The organism is Serratia symbiotica (assembly GCF_000821185.2).
In the GTDB taxonomy this organism is placed as follows: domain Bacteria; phylum Pseudomonadota; class Gammaproteobacteria; order Enterobacterales; family Enterobacteriaceae; genus Serratia; species Serratia symbiotica.
In genome coordinates, this window is sequence record NZ_CP050855.1 from 196752 (window position 1) to 210664 (window position 13913).

Here is a 13913-nt window from a genome sequence, read left to right on the forward strand (position 1 = left end):
ACTATACCCTAAATAATTCAAGTTGCAGGACGGTGGCAACGCAGCGATAAATGGGTTGGGAACCCATTTAAACCGCGTTTGCGCTGAACCTCATGGATGAGGTTCATTAATCCCCTGGAGCTTACATCAGTCAGTGACTGGGGTGAGCGAGGAAAGCTAACGTACAGGCAACTTAGAACCTGTGCCAGCAGGCGCACATTGTTGTAGCCCGTTTGCACGCCGACAGCGCACAACAACCGCAGCGTACAGGGAGTACCTGAGGAGGGTGAGCATAGCCCAAAGCCAAAATGGCAAATAACATAGCCTGATGGGATAGGTTCTTAGAGTATGTCGGGTATATAACCGTAACAGATTAACCGCGAATAGGACAACAGGCCGCCGAGCGGCCACAGCGATCAGGCTTGCTGTTTGCGCAGGTGCTGTGCGGCCAGCACCATATTGGCCAGGGACTGACGGGTTTCCGGCCAGCCACGGGTTTTCAGGCCGCAGTCCGGGTTAACCCACAGGCGTTCCGCCGGGATGTTCTGCGCCGCTTTACGCAGCAGCGCTGCGATCCATTCTACGCTCGGCACGTTCGGCGAGTGGATGTCGTACACGCCTGGGCCGATTTCGTTCGGATACTCGAACTCTTTGAAGGTTTCCAACAGATCCATATCGGAACGTGAGGTTTCAATGGTGATCACATCGGCATCCAATGCCGCGATAGAATCCATGATGTCGTTGAACTCGCAGTAACACATGTGGGTATGGATCTGAGTATCATCCTGCGCTACCGCAGCGTTCAGTTTGAAGGCATCCACTGCCCAGTTCAGGTACGCCGCCCAGTCGGATTGACGCAGCGGCAGACCTTCGCGCAGCGCTGGCTCGTCGATCTGGATGATACCGATGCCGGCTTTTTCCAAGTCTTCTACTTCATCGCGCAGTGCCAAGGCGATCTGTTTGGCGATCACTTCACGGGTGACGTCTTCGCGCGGGAACGACCAGCACAGGATGGTCACCGGACCGGTCAACATGCCTTTTACGGGCTTGTCGGTCAGCGACTGAGCGTATTTCGCCCACTCGACGGTGATGGCTTGTGGGCGGCTGATGTCGCCGATAATCACTGGTGGCTTCACGCAGCGGGAACCGTAGCTTTGCACCCAGCCGTTCTGGGTAAAGACAAAACCATCGAGGTTCTCGCCGAAATATTCCACCATGTCGTTGCGCTCTGCTTCGCCATGCACCAGCACATCCAGCCCAAGGCGTTCTTGCTCGACGATCGCCTGCTTAATGTGTTCGCTGATGCTGGTGCGGTAGCGGTTGCCGTCAAGCCGACCTTGTTTGAAATCCAGACGCAGGCTGCGGATCTCGGTAGTCTGTGGGAACGACCCTATGGTCGTCGTGGGCCAGGCGGGTAGGTTGAAGCGCTCACGTTGTGCCTGAGCGCGCTGGGCATAAGGACGCTGGCGTTCGCTGTCCCGTGCGGCGATCGCCGCCAGGCGTTTGCCTACCTGCGCATTGTGTACGCGGCTGGACTGACGGCGGGCGCGGATTGGCGCGCTGTAGGCGTCCAATTCGGCCTGTTTTGCCGTGCCAGCAGCGTTCAGTGCCGAGCTTAGCAGCGCCAATTCGGCGCATTTCTGCAACGCGAAGGCGAACCAGCTTTTCACTTCCTCGTCTAAGCGGTTTTCTACACTAAGATCGATCGGGCTGTGCAGCAGGGAGCAAGAAGTGCCGATCCACAGTGGACGGCGGCCAACCAGCGGTTGCAAGCGGTTGAAGCAACTGCTCAGATCGGCACGCCAAACATTGCGGCCATTAATCACACCCAGCGACAGTAGCCACTCTTTTGGTAGCGCCTGATCCAGCACAGCGATATCGTCATGGCCGGCAACCAGATCAACGTGCAGACCTTGCACCGGTAGTGTACGGAGAGTGTCGAGATTGTGGCCGATGCTGTCAAAATAGGTGGTTAGCAGCAGTTTTACCTGCCCCTGCAGTGCATCGTATGCTGGCTTGAAGGCGTTCCGCCATTCTTGCGGTAACTCCAGCACCAGCGCAGGTTCGTCGATCTGCACCCATTCGATGCCGCGTTTTGCCAGTTCGGTCAGCACCTGTTGGTAGACCGGTAGGATATCTTTCAGCAGTGACAAGCGGTCGAACGGCTCACTCTTCACTTTGCCCAGCCACAGATAGGTGACGGGGCCCAGCAGTACCGGTTTGATTTTGTGGCCCAGCGCTAGCGCTTCGTCAACTTCGTCCAGCAATTGCGTCCAGCCTAGTTTGAACTGCTGGCCCTGATGGAATTCAGGCACTATGTAGTGGTAGTTGGTGTTGAACCACTTGGTCATTTCCGCTGCGGCTGCTGGCTTACCGCTCGGCGCACGGCCACGGCCAATGCGGAATAGCGTGTCCAAATCGATACAACCATCGGCATTCTGATGGCGCGCTGGCACGTTGCCTAGCAGCAGGCTGGTGGTCAATACATGGTCGTACCAAGCGAAATCGCCGACCGGTACCCAATCCACCCCGGCCTGTCGTTGCTGTTGCCAATGGCGTGCGCGTAGCTCACGGCCAACCGCCAGCAATTCTTCCTGCGTTGTGTTGCCTGCCCAGTAGCTTTCCTGCGCTTTTTTCAGTTCACGTTGTAGCCCAACGCGTGGAAAACCCAGTGTGTGATTTAAAATTGCCATCTTCATACCCCTAATTTAGCCATCCAGATGTTTACACATCCATAATCCGCAGCTACTGTATTAACCACAAGCGCAATTTATTCATTTTCACTGTGAAGGATCCTCATGATTGAACTGAAACACTTACGGACGCTGCAAGCTCTGCGCAATACCGGCTCGCTGGCGGCGGCGGCAGCTCAACTCCATCAGACGCAGTCTGCGCTGTCACATCAGTTCAGCGATCTGGAGCAGCGTCTCGACTTCAAGCTGTTTGTGCGCAAAAGCCAGCCGCTGTGTTTCACCGCGCAGGGCAAAATTTTGTTACAGCTAGCGGAACAGGTGTTGCCGCAGATCCAGCAGGCGCTGCAGGCCTGCCACGAACCGCACCAGGCTACGTTGCGCATCGCGATTGAATGCCACAGTTGCATCCAGTGGCTGACGCCAGCGCTGGATAACTTCCGCCTCCACTTCCCGCAGGTAGTGATGGACTTCAAGTCCGGCGTTACCTTCGATCCGCAGCCGGCGCTGCAACAGGGCGAACTGGATCTGGTGCTGACCTCGGACATATTGCCGCGCAGCGGCCTGCATTATTCACCGATGTTTGATTTTGAGGTGCGCCTGGTACTGGCCCCGGACCATCCGCTGGCAAGCAAGCGGCACATTGAGCCGGAAGATCTGAGCGATGAAATGCTGATGATTTATCCGGTGCAGCGCCAGCGGCTGGACATCTGGCGGTATTTCCTACATCCGGCGGGTGTCAGCCCGGCGCTGAAAAGCGTGGATAACACGCTGCTGCTGATTCAGATGGTATCGGCGCGGATGGGGATTGCGGCGCTGCCGCACGGGGTGGTGGAAAGCTTTGAGCGTCAGGGACTGGTGGTGACCAAAACCCTGGGTGACGGACTGTGGAGCCGCCTGTACGCTGCGGTGCGCGATGGTGAACAGCGTCAGGCGGTGATGGAGGCCTTTATCCGATCTGCACGCCAGCACGCCTGTAACCACCTGCCGTTCGTGCGTGATGCGGTGCGTCCCAACGCCAACGCTGCCAGCATCACACGGCCATAATTTTATGCACCGCCTTTCAACCTGCCTGCTTCGGCACCACCCAGCGGCGGTGCACCCATAGCGAAGCGGCAATCACCGCTGCGCCGATAATAAAGCTTGCCCAATGCGGTTGCTGCTGCCAGATGGCTAAATTCACCAACAGACCCGCTGGCACATGCATGTTATTCATGATGCCCAGTGTCCCGGCGTCCACCTGGGTAGCGCCATAGTTCCACATGAAGTAGCCCAATCCGGAGGCCACCACGCCCAGCCAGATCAACACGCCCCATTGTAGTTTGGTGGTCGGCAGTTGCTGCGGGTTTCCCCACAAGCACCAGGCCACCACCGCTATCCCTAATGCGCCCAGATAGAACCAGGAAAACGCAGTGTGCTGTGGCAGCGGATGCACTTCCATTAGATGCTTATAGCCGACCATGCCGATGGCGAAGCTGATATTCGCTGCCTGAACCAGCAGCAACCCCCACCAAAAATGTTCACTCAGTTGATGGTAACGGATGATCGCCGCGCCTAGTACTGCCAATAGTGCGCTGAATATATAGCCCCAGCGCAGGCGTTGGCCGCTGATCAGGTCATAGATCAGCGTGACATACAGCGGTGTCAGTACGGTGAACAGCAGGAACTCCGGCACGGTCAAATACAGGTAAGCGCGGAAGCTGAATAAGTACATGATGCCGAGTTGGCAGGCTCCCGCCAGCATATACAGCAGGATCACCTGTGGCCTGATATTGCGCCAGCGCAGGAACGGTAGGAATACCAGCGCTGCCAGCCCAATGCGCATCAGCACCGAGAATCCACTGTCGACATGGCCCGCCAAGTACTCACCAATCAAGCTAAAAGAGAACGCCCACAAAATGGTAGTTATCACCAGAAGCAGCACTATGGTTCACCCTATAAAGTACCTATCCCCGTCGGCGTATATTGTTGCAGCCAGTTTAGACACCAACAGCGCGCAACAACCGCAGCCTACCGGGAGTCCGTGAGGGGGACGAGCACTGCCCAGGGCCAAAATGGCAAATAAAATAGCTTAATGGGATAGGTTCAAAGTTTAAAGAGCGATTGTAACGGAAAGAGCGACAAGTAGTGACGAAAAGACGGTTGACATCTGTATAAAATGCAAGCTTTTGGCAAAGGGTGGTAACCCCCGTGATAGCCTGCAGGTCAGAAATTTGCGCCGATCAATCACTCCGGTCAGCGCAAATCTCATAACAGGCACATGCTGTGGTTGGTTGCCGGTATACACCAGAATGCGCAACCCGGCTCCTTGCAGCGCCGCTACGCGTTAGGTGGTCAATTCTTTATGGGGGCAGCTCAGAAGGATGAGGCTTTACGGCGCAACGGATCATCCGCTGATCAAAAAAGGGGACGCCTATGCAAGCAGTATTTCTAATAAAAACTGGCATCAGGCTCTGCGCAAGATCTATTACACTGTCGGCATCATTTAGCTGCGCGGGAATTCGGCATGAAATTGACTATTGAGCGTTTGATCGCGTTGTCTACGCAAGATCTCATCGACCTCGGCAAAATTTGGCCGCATCAGCAGCCGGAACAATGGCAACGCTGGCTGAACGGCAGTGACGGTAAAGCCCTGTTTGCTGCCCGCTTCAACGAACGACTGCTGGGTGCGGTGAAAATCGTGCTGCGGGATGACCACGCCGAGCTGCAAGATCTGCGGGTGCGTGAAGTGACACGCCGCCGTGGCGTGGGGTTGTATCTGGTGCAGGACACACAGCGTCAGTTGCCGCAGGCCGCTTACTGGCATCTGTCAACCGCCCGCCTGGCTCCCTGCGAGCGCGGGGCAGTCGGCAATTTTATGCGCGCTTGCGGCTTCGTCCCACAGGGAGAACTTTGGCAGAAGTGATGCCTTGACTGACAGCAGGGGGGCTGATCGCCCTGGTGCCGGGTGGCGGCCTTTGAACAGTCTTTGCCATGAGGACAGGCAATATCTAAGGTTGTGGAGGCAGCCCACACCGGGCTTTTTTGTCGTGGAATAAACCTAGGCTTCGATCGCCATTTTCAGTTTCTTCATGGCATTTTTTTCAAGTTGACGTACACGTTCGGCGGAAACGCCGTACTGATCGGCCAGCTCTTGCAGCGTAGACTTGTTGTCATTGTCCAACCAACGGGCACGAATGATATGCTGGCTGCGCTCATCCAGACCTTCCAGCGCATAAGCTAGTTTGTCCGCAGCGTTGCTTTCCCAGTTATCTTCTTCAATATCTTCGGCGAAATCGGAGCTTTTATCCTGTAGATAGAGCACGGGCGCTAGCGACTGGCCGTCACGGGTTTCGTCATCTGGGGCCGGATCGAATGTCATATCTTGTGCCGCCATGCGGGACTCCATCTCTCGCACGTCTTTACTGGTCACGCCCAGTTCGCGCGCCACCAGTTCTACCTCGTCCTGATTGAACCAGCCCAGGCGCTGCTTGGTTTTACGCAGGTTAAAGAACAGTTTGCGCTGCGCCTTGGTGGTAGCAACCTTGACAATGCGCCAATTGCGCAGCACGTATTCGTGGATTTCCGCCTTAATCCAATGCACCGCAAAGGACACCAGACGTACGCCAACCTCCGGGTTGAAGCGACGAACAGCTTTCATCAGGCCGATATTGCCTTCTTGGATCAGATCTGCCTGCGGCAGACCATAGCCTGAATAGTTACGGGCAATATGAGCGACAAAGCGCAGGTGAGCCAGGATAAGCTGCTTGGCTGCTCCCAGATCGCCTTGATAATGCAGCCGTTCAGCCAGATCCCGTTCTTCCTCTGCCGTCAGCATCGGGTAGGTGTTGGCTGCCCGGATGTAGGCTTCCAAGCTACCTTGGGGTACTAAAGCTAAAGTTTGCATTTCTTTGGTCATTTAAACCCTCTCTTATGAGAAACAGATCATGCAGGTGACAACCACAGCGGGGAAATGATCGATTTTATGGCAGAGACTGTTGCTTGCCAAAGCGCTTCCACACGCCGGACACGTTCATACGTCGCTGCAGCCTTACGACCCTGCTCTGCCCGATAAGTTCACTGTTTTTGCCACCAAATTGCATCTAACAATACGGAATAAAAATTCAGGCTGATAGGGAATATGTGCGCTAAAAGAAAGGAATGATGCTGACTGTGCTTAAGTGATACCCTTCTCCCGCAACACGTTCAGAGCAGCGAAAGAAGAGTATACCAAAAAATCTTACTGTGGTGTAAATCGGCGTAAATGTTGCACCGTCGCCAGCCAGGCAGCGAACCAGCCGATCATCGCGGAGATAATCAGCAAGAGTAGCGCCTCATCCCAGCCCAGCCCGTGTAGCGTGAAGGTGGTGCCAAAAATCTTGGTCACGTCGCTTACTACCGACTCCAGCCTCCACATCAGCACCCCGGACAGCACCAGTGATAGCAATGCGCCAGCAAAGCCCAGCATCGCCCCGCCGTTGAGGAATGGCCGCAGGATAAAGCCATCAGTGGCACCGATCAGCTTCATCACATTGATGGTATCGCGGCGGCTGAAGATGCTTAGGCGCACGCTGTTGCCAATCACCAGGAATACTGCCACTACCATTAGCACGCCGATGATCACCGCTACCTGGCCGACCAACCCGGTCAGCGCCGCCAAGCGGGCAAACCAGCTATCATCCATCCGCACCTCGTCCACGCCCTGAACCGCCGCTATGTGATCGCGCAGAGTGTTGAGCGTTTCCGAACTTTGGACGCTCATCTTTGGCGTAATGATCGCCACCGCCGGCAACGGGTTCTCTTCCAGCATGTCCAACGCGCCGCCAAAACCTGACCAACTGCGGAACTCGCCCCGAACCTCTTCACGCGACAGATAGTTCACCTTCTCTACGCCTGCTTCCATTTTGATGACGTCCAGCACTTTCACCGCCGCGTCATCATTCAGCGACTTGTCAAGATAGACGGTCAGTTGAGGTTGCGGATACCATTGGGTGGCGGCCGTGCTGATATTTTTCCACCCGATGTAGCACAGGCTCGGTAGCGTTAGGGAGATGGCAATCACCATCACCGTTAGCAGCGTTGCCAATGGTTGGCGCAGCATATCCTTGATGGCATGCGTCCAGGCGTAGCGCCACTGTTCGCGCCAACCGCCGCGCAGTACCTTGCTCTTGGCAGTTTTTGCATTATTTGCCATGGGGCGCTCCTCCCAGCATGCGTCCCTGGTTCAGCGTCAGGATAGGGTAATTGCGGCGGGCGATCAGTGTGGTGTCGTGGGTTGCCATTAGCACAGTGACGCCAACGCGGTTAAATTCTTCAAACAGGCGCAGAATGCTTTCAGACAGTACATCGTCCAGGTTACCGGTCGGTTCATCCGCCAGCAACACTGTCGGCTTGTTTACCACCGCACGGGCGATGCCCACGCGCTGTTGCTCCCCACCGGAAAGCTGAGCCGGGAAGTTTTTCGCTTTATCCAGCAGCCCGACCTTGTCCAACGCGGCAGAAACGCGACGCCGGATATCTTCGGTGCTGGCACCGGCGATGATCAGTGGCATTGCCACATTGTCATATACCGTACGATCCAGCAGCAGATGGTGATCCTGGAAAACCATGCCGATCTGCCGACGCAGGAACGGCACCTCGCGATTTTTCAACCGGCTGATGTCGTGGCCATCAAACCAGATATGGCCAGCGCTGGGTCGTTCGATGCCACAAATCAGCTTCAGTAGGGTACTCTTTCCCGCACCGGAGTGGCCAGTCAGAAATGCCATTTGCGCTGGATGCAGATGGAACTCCACCCCTTGCAGCGCCTGCCTTCCACCCAGATAAGCTTTACTGACCTGTTCAAAGCGAATCATCCGTATTAATCCTCTTGGGCAAAAAGTGCCTCAATAAAATCGTCAGCCTTAAACGGCCGCAAATCTTCGATGCCTTCCCCAACGCCGATATAACGAATCGGAATACTGAACTGATCAGCGATGGCGAAGATCACTCCCCCCTTGGCGGTACCATCCAGTTTAGTCAGTGTGATGCCGGTTAAGCCTACAGCTTCATTAAATAATTTCGCCTGACTGACAGCGTTCTGACCGGTGCTGGCATCAAGCGTCAGCATAACTTCATGGGGAGCCTGAGTGTCCAGTTTTTTCATAACGCGGACGATCTTCTTCAGCTCTTCCATCAGGTGCGCTTTGTTCTGCAAACGGCCTGCAGTATCGGCGATCAACACGTCGACGCCGCGTGCCTTGGCGGCCTGTACCGCGTCGAAAATCACCGAGGCGGAGTCAGCGCCGGTATGCTGCGCCACCACCGGGATGCGGTTTCGTTCGCCCCACACCTGCAATTGCTCAACCGCCGCCGCGCGGAAGGTATCCCCTGCTGCCAGCATCACCGACTTGCCTTCAGCCTGAAACTGACGCGCCAGTTTGCCGATGGTGGTGGTTTTGCCCACGCCGTTGACGCCAACCATCAGCATGACATACGGAGCTTTGCCACTGACATCCAGCGGCCGATCAACGTTAGCCAGGATCTCAGACATTTCCGCCTTCAGCTTGCCGTACAGTGCTTCGGCGTCTTTCAACTGTTTGCGGCTAGCGTGCTGGGTGAGGGTGGTAATAATTTTACGTGTGGTTTCCACGCCAACATCGGCGATCAACAGTTGTTCTTCCAGCTCGTCAAACAGATCGTCGTCGATTCTCTTGCCACGGAACAGGCTGGTGAAACCGGAGCCAAGGTTTTGTTTGGTTTTCAGCAAGCTGTGCTTTAGACGGGTAAAGAAGCCTTCTTTGGTTGGGCGTTCCTGCTCCTGAATGATGGCGGGTGCTGCCAGTTCGACCGGTGCTGTCATCGGCACGACGCTCACTGGCTCTGCGGCAACCGCCACCACATCTTCATCTTCTGGCTGGGTTGCAGCGGCCTTTGGCTCGGGTTCAGCTACCTGTTCTGGCCGCGCTGGCGGTTGATCCACTGCTGGCAGACTTGGCACAATCGGTTCGCCGATTTGGCTGTTATCCCACTCCCTTGATGTATTCACGCAGGGGACAGGGTCAGATCCCGGGTTAGCCGCCGATTCTTCCGGTGTCTTTACTGACTGGTTTTCCGTCGGTTCTACTGACGGTTCAGGGGGCTGCTGTTCTTCGTCCTTTGGGCCGAAACCCAACCAGGAGAAAAAACCACGTTGCTTATCTTTTGCCATGTTATGACTCTACTCCGTAGCAAAGGCTGACTTAGAACCTATCCCACTAGGCTCTTAAACTTTATACCTGAATTTGGGGGCGGTTATTTAACCCGCCTGTGAACCTTTCCCTGCCAGAGCTGCTGCATGCAATGCTCAAATCTGATCCCCGCCGAACCTTCACCCTTGTCACTGGATTAAGCGCTTGAGGATGCAGGCTCTTGCCGTTTGAATACAACTTCCAGTTATTTGGGGTATATCACCGCCGAGTTTATCACTTTCCCGTGCGTAGCAACACGCATCCGATAAGCTTTCCAGTGTAAGAGTGGGCAACAACGTTTTATCGTTCCCCCCGATGCCCATCATCGATAGAATACGGGAAATGTTTCATTAACGTGTACGGCTATGGCACCGCAAAAAATCAAGCAAAGCTTATGACAAAACTAGCACCACAGGCGCGGGTAAAAAAAACATTCCAAGCCGCATCTGGGCAGATCCGTATCATTGGCGGCCAATGGCGCGGTCGCAAGCTGCCAGTGCCAAATAGCCCAGGGCTGCGCCCGACCACCGATCGGCTGCGTGAAACCCTGTTCAACTGGCTGGCACCGGTGATCCAGGGCGCGCGCTGTCTAGACTGTTTTGCTGGCAGTGGCGCACTGGGGTTGGAGGCGTTATCGCGTTACGCCAGCAGCGCCACCCTACTGGAATACGAGCGCCCGGTAGCGCAACAGTTGGAAAAAAACTTGGCGTTGCTGCAAGGACATGGGGAGGTGATCAATACCAACGCACTGACTTGGTTGGCTGGCAATGGCAAACCGTTCGATGTGGTGTTCCTTGATCCGCCATTTCGCCAGGGGCTGCTGGCTGGAACGGCCACATTGCTGGAGCAACAGGGCTGGCTGGCTGATGAAGCCTGGATTTACCTGGAAGCCGAAGCAGAAAGCCTGGAGACGCAGGTGCCAGCCAACTGGCGGCTGCACCGCGAGAAAGTCGCCGGTCAGGTGGCATACCGTCTTTATATTCGTTCGCGAGAAAAAACCAATCATGCTGATTAATTTAGGCCGCCTGCTGATACTGTGCGTGTGGGGCTTTCTGCTCTTCAATTTGTTCCACCCCTTTCCCAAGCCGCTGAAGTATTTCATCGACGTGGCGCTATTCTTTATGGTGGTGATGCATGGCTTGCAATTGGTGTTGCTAAAAGCCACCCAGCCGATCAGCTACTGGCAGGAAACCAAGATCTTCATTTTTGGTCTTTTTGAACTGCTAGCCTGGCAGAAAAAGCAGCTGCCGCACAAAAATAAATAGGGTATGGGCGGTACGGGCTACCTGCCGCCCAGTTCTTCTCGCGTATCCTTGTATCACCATGACCGTGAAAATCCGTGCCTCATTCCCTTTTTCCGTTAGCAATAGTTCCCATTTCCTTCTTGACTCTAGAGTTGACTCCAAGGTGTAGAGTTGACTCAATAATTCTCATTAGCTGCCTGGAGAAGGACGTCATGCACAACCATCAAAATCATCAGCAACAACATAACCTCCTGGAAAGCGGTTGCAGCGACCATCACAGCAAAAAACTATCCGGCTGCCACAGTGAACAGTCAGAGATCGAGGTTCGCGCAGAACAGGCTCACTCGCAGGATCATAGCGGCAGTTGTTGCAGCGCCGTCGATGCTAACGGTCTTGATGAAGAAAACGCCCAGCTCGCCGCAGTCCCTGTTATTGGCACCGAGCGTTTCAGTTGGCGAGTCACTGGCATGGATTGCCCCAGTTGCGCCAAGAAAATTGAGAATGCTGTGGCTGCTATCCCCGGTGTCGACAGCGTACGCGTGCTGTTCGCCACCGAAAAGCTGGTGGTGGATGCACCGCCCGATATCAGCCTGCGCATACAGGATGTAGTAAAACGGCTCGGCTTTACCTTGCTCGTCGCGCAGGCTACTGCGACCACCGCGCCACAGGCTGCACGCTTTGGCGAATTCGGCCCGCTGTTGCTGCTGACTACGCTGATGGTGGTCAGTAGCTTGCTCAATCACATTAACCCCACGCTGAGCCGCAGTGCCTTCATCGCCACCACTTTGGTGGGGTTGGGGCCGGTCGCCATCAAGGCGCTGCGTTTAATCCGTTCAGGCACCCCATTCGCCATTGAAACGCTGATGAGCGTGGCAGCCATCGGTGCGCTGCTCATCGGCGCGGCCGCTGAAGCAGCGATGGTGTTGCTGTTGTTTATGATTGGCGAACGGCTTGAATCTTACGCCGCCAACCGGGCAAGGCGCGGTGTGACGACGCTGATGGCGTTGGTGCCGGAAGAGGCACTGCTACTGCAAGGAACGGTACGCAAACGCGTGCCAGTCGCCAACCTGCGCCCCGGTGATGTGATTGAAATCGCTCCTGGTAGCCGATTGCCAGCCGATGCCGAACTGCTCAACCCATTCGCCAGCTTCGATGAAAGCGTCCTGACTGGCGAATCGGTGCCCGTTGAACGTCAGCAAGGTGAAAAAGTGGTCGCCGGTAGCCTATCTGTCGATCAGGTGGTGCAGATGAAGGTGATTTCCGAACCCGGAAAAAATGCTATCGACCGCATTTTGCAGTTGATAGAAGACGCCGAAGAGCGCCGTGCACCGATCGAACGTTTCCTTGACCGCTTCAGCCGCTACTATACCCCGGCCATTATGTTGTTGGCCGTCGTGGTGATCCTGATACCGCCTCTGCTGTTCTCACAGCCTTGGCATGTCTGGATCTATCGCGGTCTGACCTTGCTGCTGATCGGCTGCCCGTGTGCACTAGTGATCTCCACCCCCGCCGCTATTACTTCCGGGATGGCGGCGGCAACTCGCCGTGGTGTGCTGATTAAAGGCGGCGCAGCACTGGAGCAACTGGGCCAGGTGCAAACCATTGCTTTCGATAAAACCGGCACTCTGACGGAAGGTAAACCAACGTTGACCGACATACTGCCGATTGGCGCTCTCAGCGAACGGCAGCTCCTGATGCTCGCGGCCGCAGTTGAGGTTGGCTCACACCATCCACTGGCGCAGGCGATCATCCAACGTGCCACAGAATACGGCGCGGATCTGCCGCTGGCGCAGGCACGTCGCGCTCTGGCTGGCGTTGGCGTGGAAGGCGTAGTTGGTGGCAAAACCGTGCTGATCAGTGCACCGGGCAAACCAGGGTTGCTGGGCGGCAAATGGCAGAGCCAGGTGGAGAACCTGGAAAGCGCTGGCAAAACGGTGGTAGTGGTTGCGGAGGATGGTGTGCCAATCGGCCTGCTGGCGTTACGCGATACGCTGCGCAGCGATGCCAAACAGGCGATCGCCGAGCTGAATGTGTTGGGGGTTCACGGTGTAATACTGACCGGTGATAACCCGCGCGCGGCGGCGGCGATCGCCAGCGAACTGGCGCTGGACTATCGCGCAGGACTGTTACCCGAAGACAAAGTGAGGGTAGTCACCGAGTTGAGCAGGCAGCGCCCGACAGCGATGATTGGCGATGGCATCAACGATGCCCCGGCCATGAAGGCCGCGAGTATTGGCATCGCTATGGGCAGCGGCAGTGATGTGGCGCTGGAAACTGCCGATGCGGCACTTACCCACAGCCGGTTGCTGGCCGTGGCGGAGATGATCCGCATTGCGCGCGCTACCCACGCCAATATCCGGCAGAACATCACCATTGCGTTGGGGCTGAAAGGGGTATTCCTGATCACCAGTCTGCTGGGGTTGACAGGCTTATGGCTAGCAGTGCTGGCGGATTCCGGTGCCACCGCGCTGGTGACAGCGAATGCGCTGCGCTTGCTGAAAAAGCATCACTGACCCTTGGGGGGGGGGGCCAAGATATTCGCCCCTACAATGCAAAATATGCCGGTTATATGCCCTTGCGCAGTAGGTAACGGTAAGGTGCCTTATCGGTTTCCTGCGCTACTAGCGTGTGATCCATAAAACGGCAAAAACCTGGAATATCGCGGGTGGTAGCTGGATCGTCGGCGATGATCAACAGCGTTTCGCCGTTATCCATATGGCGCACGGCTTTACGCACCATCATCACCGGTTCTGGGCAACGCAGCCCCAGCGCGTCAAGCGTCTGGTCTGCTTGGGCAGATAAGTCAGTCATGC

General features: G+C 55.9%; 12 protein-coding genes. 5 read left to right on the top strand and 7 right to left on the bottom strand.

What is annotated here, in order from left to right; translation table 11 throughout:
- Positions 1 to 395: 395 nt before the first annotated feature.
- Positions 396 to 2672, bottom strand: coding sequence for a 5-methyltetrahydropteroyltriglutamate--homocysteine S-methyltransferase (gene metE, locus SYMBAF_RS01045; RefSeq protein WP_040264471.1), 2277 nt, complete (start codon positions 2670 to 2672; stop codon positions 396 to 398).
- 105 nt (positions 2673 to 2777) lie between these two features.
- Between metE and metR the strand changes: the two genes are divergently transcribed.
- The gene (metR, locus tag SYMBAF_RS01050; RefSeq protein ID WP_040264470.1) at positions 2778 to 3716 is read left to right on the top strand and encodes an HTH-type transcriptional regulator MetR; all 939 of its coding nucleotides are present in this window, start codon (positions 2778 to 2780) and stop codon (positions 3714 to 3716) included.
- Positions 3717 to 3732: 16 nt separating this feature from the next.
- On the opposite strand, the gene SYMBAF_RS01055 is transcribed toward metR, so the two are convergent.
- Positions 3733 to 4593: a carboxylate/amino acid/amine transporter gene (locus SYMBAF_RS01055; protein ID WP_040264469.1), complete on the bottom strand. Its 861-nt coding sequence runs from the start codon at positions 4591 to 4593 to the stop codon at positions 3733 to 3735.
- A gap of 582 nt (positions 4594 to 5175) precedes the next feature.
- Here SYMBAF_RS01055 and panM point away from each other — a divergent pair.
- On the top strand, positions 5176 to 5574 hold the full coding sequence (gene panM, locus SYMBAF_RS01060; RefSeq protein ID WP_040264468.1) for an aspartate 1-decarboxylase autocleavage activator PanM: 399 nt from the start codon (positions 5176 to 5178) through the stop codon (positions 5572 to 5574).
- Positions 5575 to 5709: 135 nt separating this feature from the next.
- Here panM and rpoH read toward each other — a convergent pair whose 3' ends face one another.
- The 4 genes from rpoH to ftsY all read right to left on the bottom strand — a co-directional run bounded on the left by rpoH (position 5710) and on the right by ftsY (position 9837).
- Positions 5710 to 6567 (bottom strand): RNA polymerase sigma factor RpoH, encoded by an 858-nt coding sequence (gene rpoH, locus SYMBAF_RS01065; RefSeq protein ID WP_006708562.1) that lies wholly within the window; start codon positions 6565 to 6567, stop codon positions 5710 to 5712.
- Positions 6568 to 6888: 321 nt separating this feature from the next.
- Positions 6889 to 7842 carry a permease-like cell division protein FtsX gene (gene ftsX, locus SYMBAF_RS01070; RefSeq protein WP_040264467.1) on the bottom strand — a complete coding sequence of 318 codons (954 nt, stop codon included), beginning with the start codon at positions 7840 to 7842 and terminating at the stop codon, positions 6889 to 6891.
- Complete coding sequence (gene ftsE / locus SYMBAF_RS01075) at positions 7832 to 8503, bottom strand: cell division ATP-binding protein FtsE (RefSeq protein ID WP_040264466.1); 672 nt, start codon at positions 8501 to 8503, stop codon at positions 7832 to 7834. Before ftsE ends, ftsX begins: the two co-directional genes overlap by 11 nt.
- Positions 8504 to 8508: 5 nt before the next feature.
- Positions 8509 to 9837 carry a signal recognition particle-docking protein FtsY gene (ftsY, locus tag SYMBAF_RS01080; RefSeq protein WP_040264465.1) on the bottom strand — a complete coding sequence of 443 codons (1329 nt, stop codon included), beginning with the start codon at positions 9835 to 9837 and terminating at the stop codon, positions 8509 to 8511.
- Positions 9838 to 10250: 413 nt separating this feature from the next.
- Between ftsY and rsmD the strand changes: the two genes are divergently transcribed.
- From rsmD to SYMBAF_RS01095, 3 genes are all read left to right on the top strand, one after another.
- Entirely contained in the window at positions 10251 to 10871 is a 621-nt protein-coding gene (gene rsmD / locus SYMBAF_RS01085; RefSeq protein WP_040264464.1) for a 16S rRNA (guanine(966)-N(2))-methyltransferase, read from the top strand.
- The gene (locus tag SYMBAF_RS01090) at positions 10861 to 11121 is read left to right on the top strand and encodes a DUF1145 family protein (protein WP_040264462.1); all 261 of its coding nucleotides are present in this window, start codon (positions 10861 to 10863) and stop codon (positions 11119 to 11121) included. The genes rsmD and SYMBAF_RS01090 overlap by 11 nt, the downstream gene beginning before the upstream one ends.
- Before the next feature lie 191 nt (positions 11122 to 11312).
- Positions 11313 to 13613: a zinc/cadmium/mercury/lead-transporting ATPase gene (locus SYMBAF_RS01095; protein WP_040264460.1), complete on the top strand. Its 2301-nt coding sequence runs from the start codon at positions 11313 to 11315 to the stop codon at positions 13611 to 13613.
- 52 nt (positions 13614 to 13665) lie between these two features.
- Here SYMBAF_RS01095 and tusA read toward each other — a convergent pair whose 3' ends face one another.
- Entirely contained in the window at positions 13666 to 13911 is a 246-nt protein-coding gene (gene tusA / locus SYMBAF_RS01100) for a sulfurtransferase TusA (protein WP_040264458.1), read from the bottom strand.
- Positions 13912 to 13913 lie beyond the last annotated feature (2 nt).

Excerpts from the sequence above, each read along its gene's own strand:
- metE (WP_040264471.1), bottom strand. The coding sequence starts at position 2,672 with ATGGCAATTTTAAATCACACACTGGGTTTTCCACGCGTTGGGCTACAA.
- metR (WP_040264470.1), top strand. The coding sequence starts at position 2,778 with ATGATTGAACTGAAACACTTACGGACGCTGCAAGCTCTGCGCAATACC.
- panM (WP_040264468.1), top strand. The coding sequence starts at position 5,176 with ATGAAATTGACTATTGAGCGTTTGATCGCGTTGTCTACGCAAGATCTC.
- rpoH (WP_006708562.1), bottom strand. The coding sequence starts at position 6,567 with ATGACCAAAGAAATGCAAACTTTAGCTTTAGTACCCCAAGGTAGCTTG.
- ftsX (WP_040264467.1), bottom strand. The coding sequence starts at position 7,842 with ATGGCAAATAATGCAAAAACTGCCAAGAGCAAGGTACTGCGCGGCGGT.
- ftsE (WP_040264466.1), bottom strand. The coding sequence starts at position 8,503 with ATGATTCGCTTTGAACAGGTCAGTAAAGCTTATCTGGGTGGAAGGCAG.
- ftsY (WP_040264465.1), bottom strand. The coding sequence starts at position 9,837 with ATGGCAAAAGATAAGCAACGTGGTTTTTTCTCCTGGTTGGGTTTCGGC.
- rsmD (WP_040264464.1), top strand. The coding sequence starts at position 10,251 with ATGACAAAACTAGCACCACAGGCGCGGGTAAAAAAAACATTCCAAGCC.
- SYMBAF_RS01090 (WP_040264462.1), top strand. The coding sequence starts at position 10,861 with ATGCTGATTAATTTAGGCCGCCTGCTGATACTGTGCGTGTGGGGCTTT.
- SYMBAF_RS01095 (WP_040264460.1), top strand. The coding sequence starts at position 11,313 with ATGCACAACCATCAAAATCATCAGCAACAACATAACCTCCTGGAAAGC.
- tusA (WP_040264458.1), bottom strand. The coding sequence starts at position 13,911 with ATGACTGACTTATCTGCCCAAGCAGACCAGACGCTTGACGCGCTGGGG.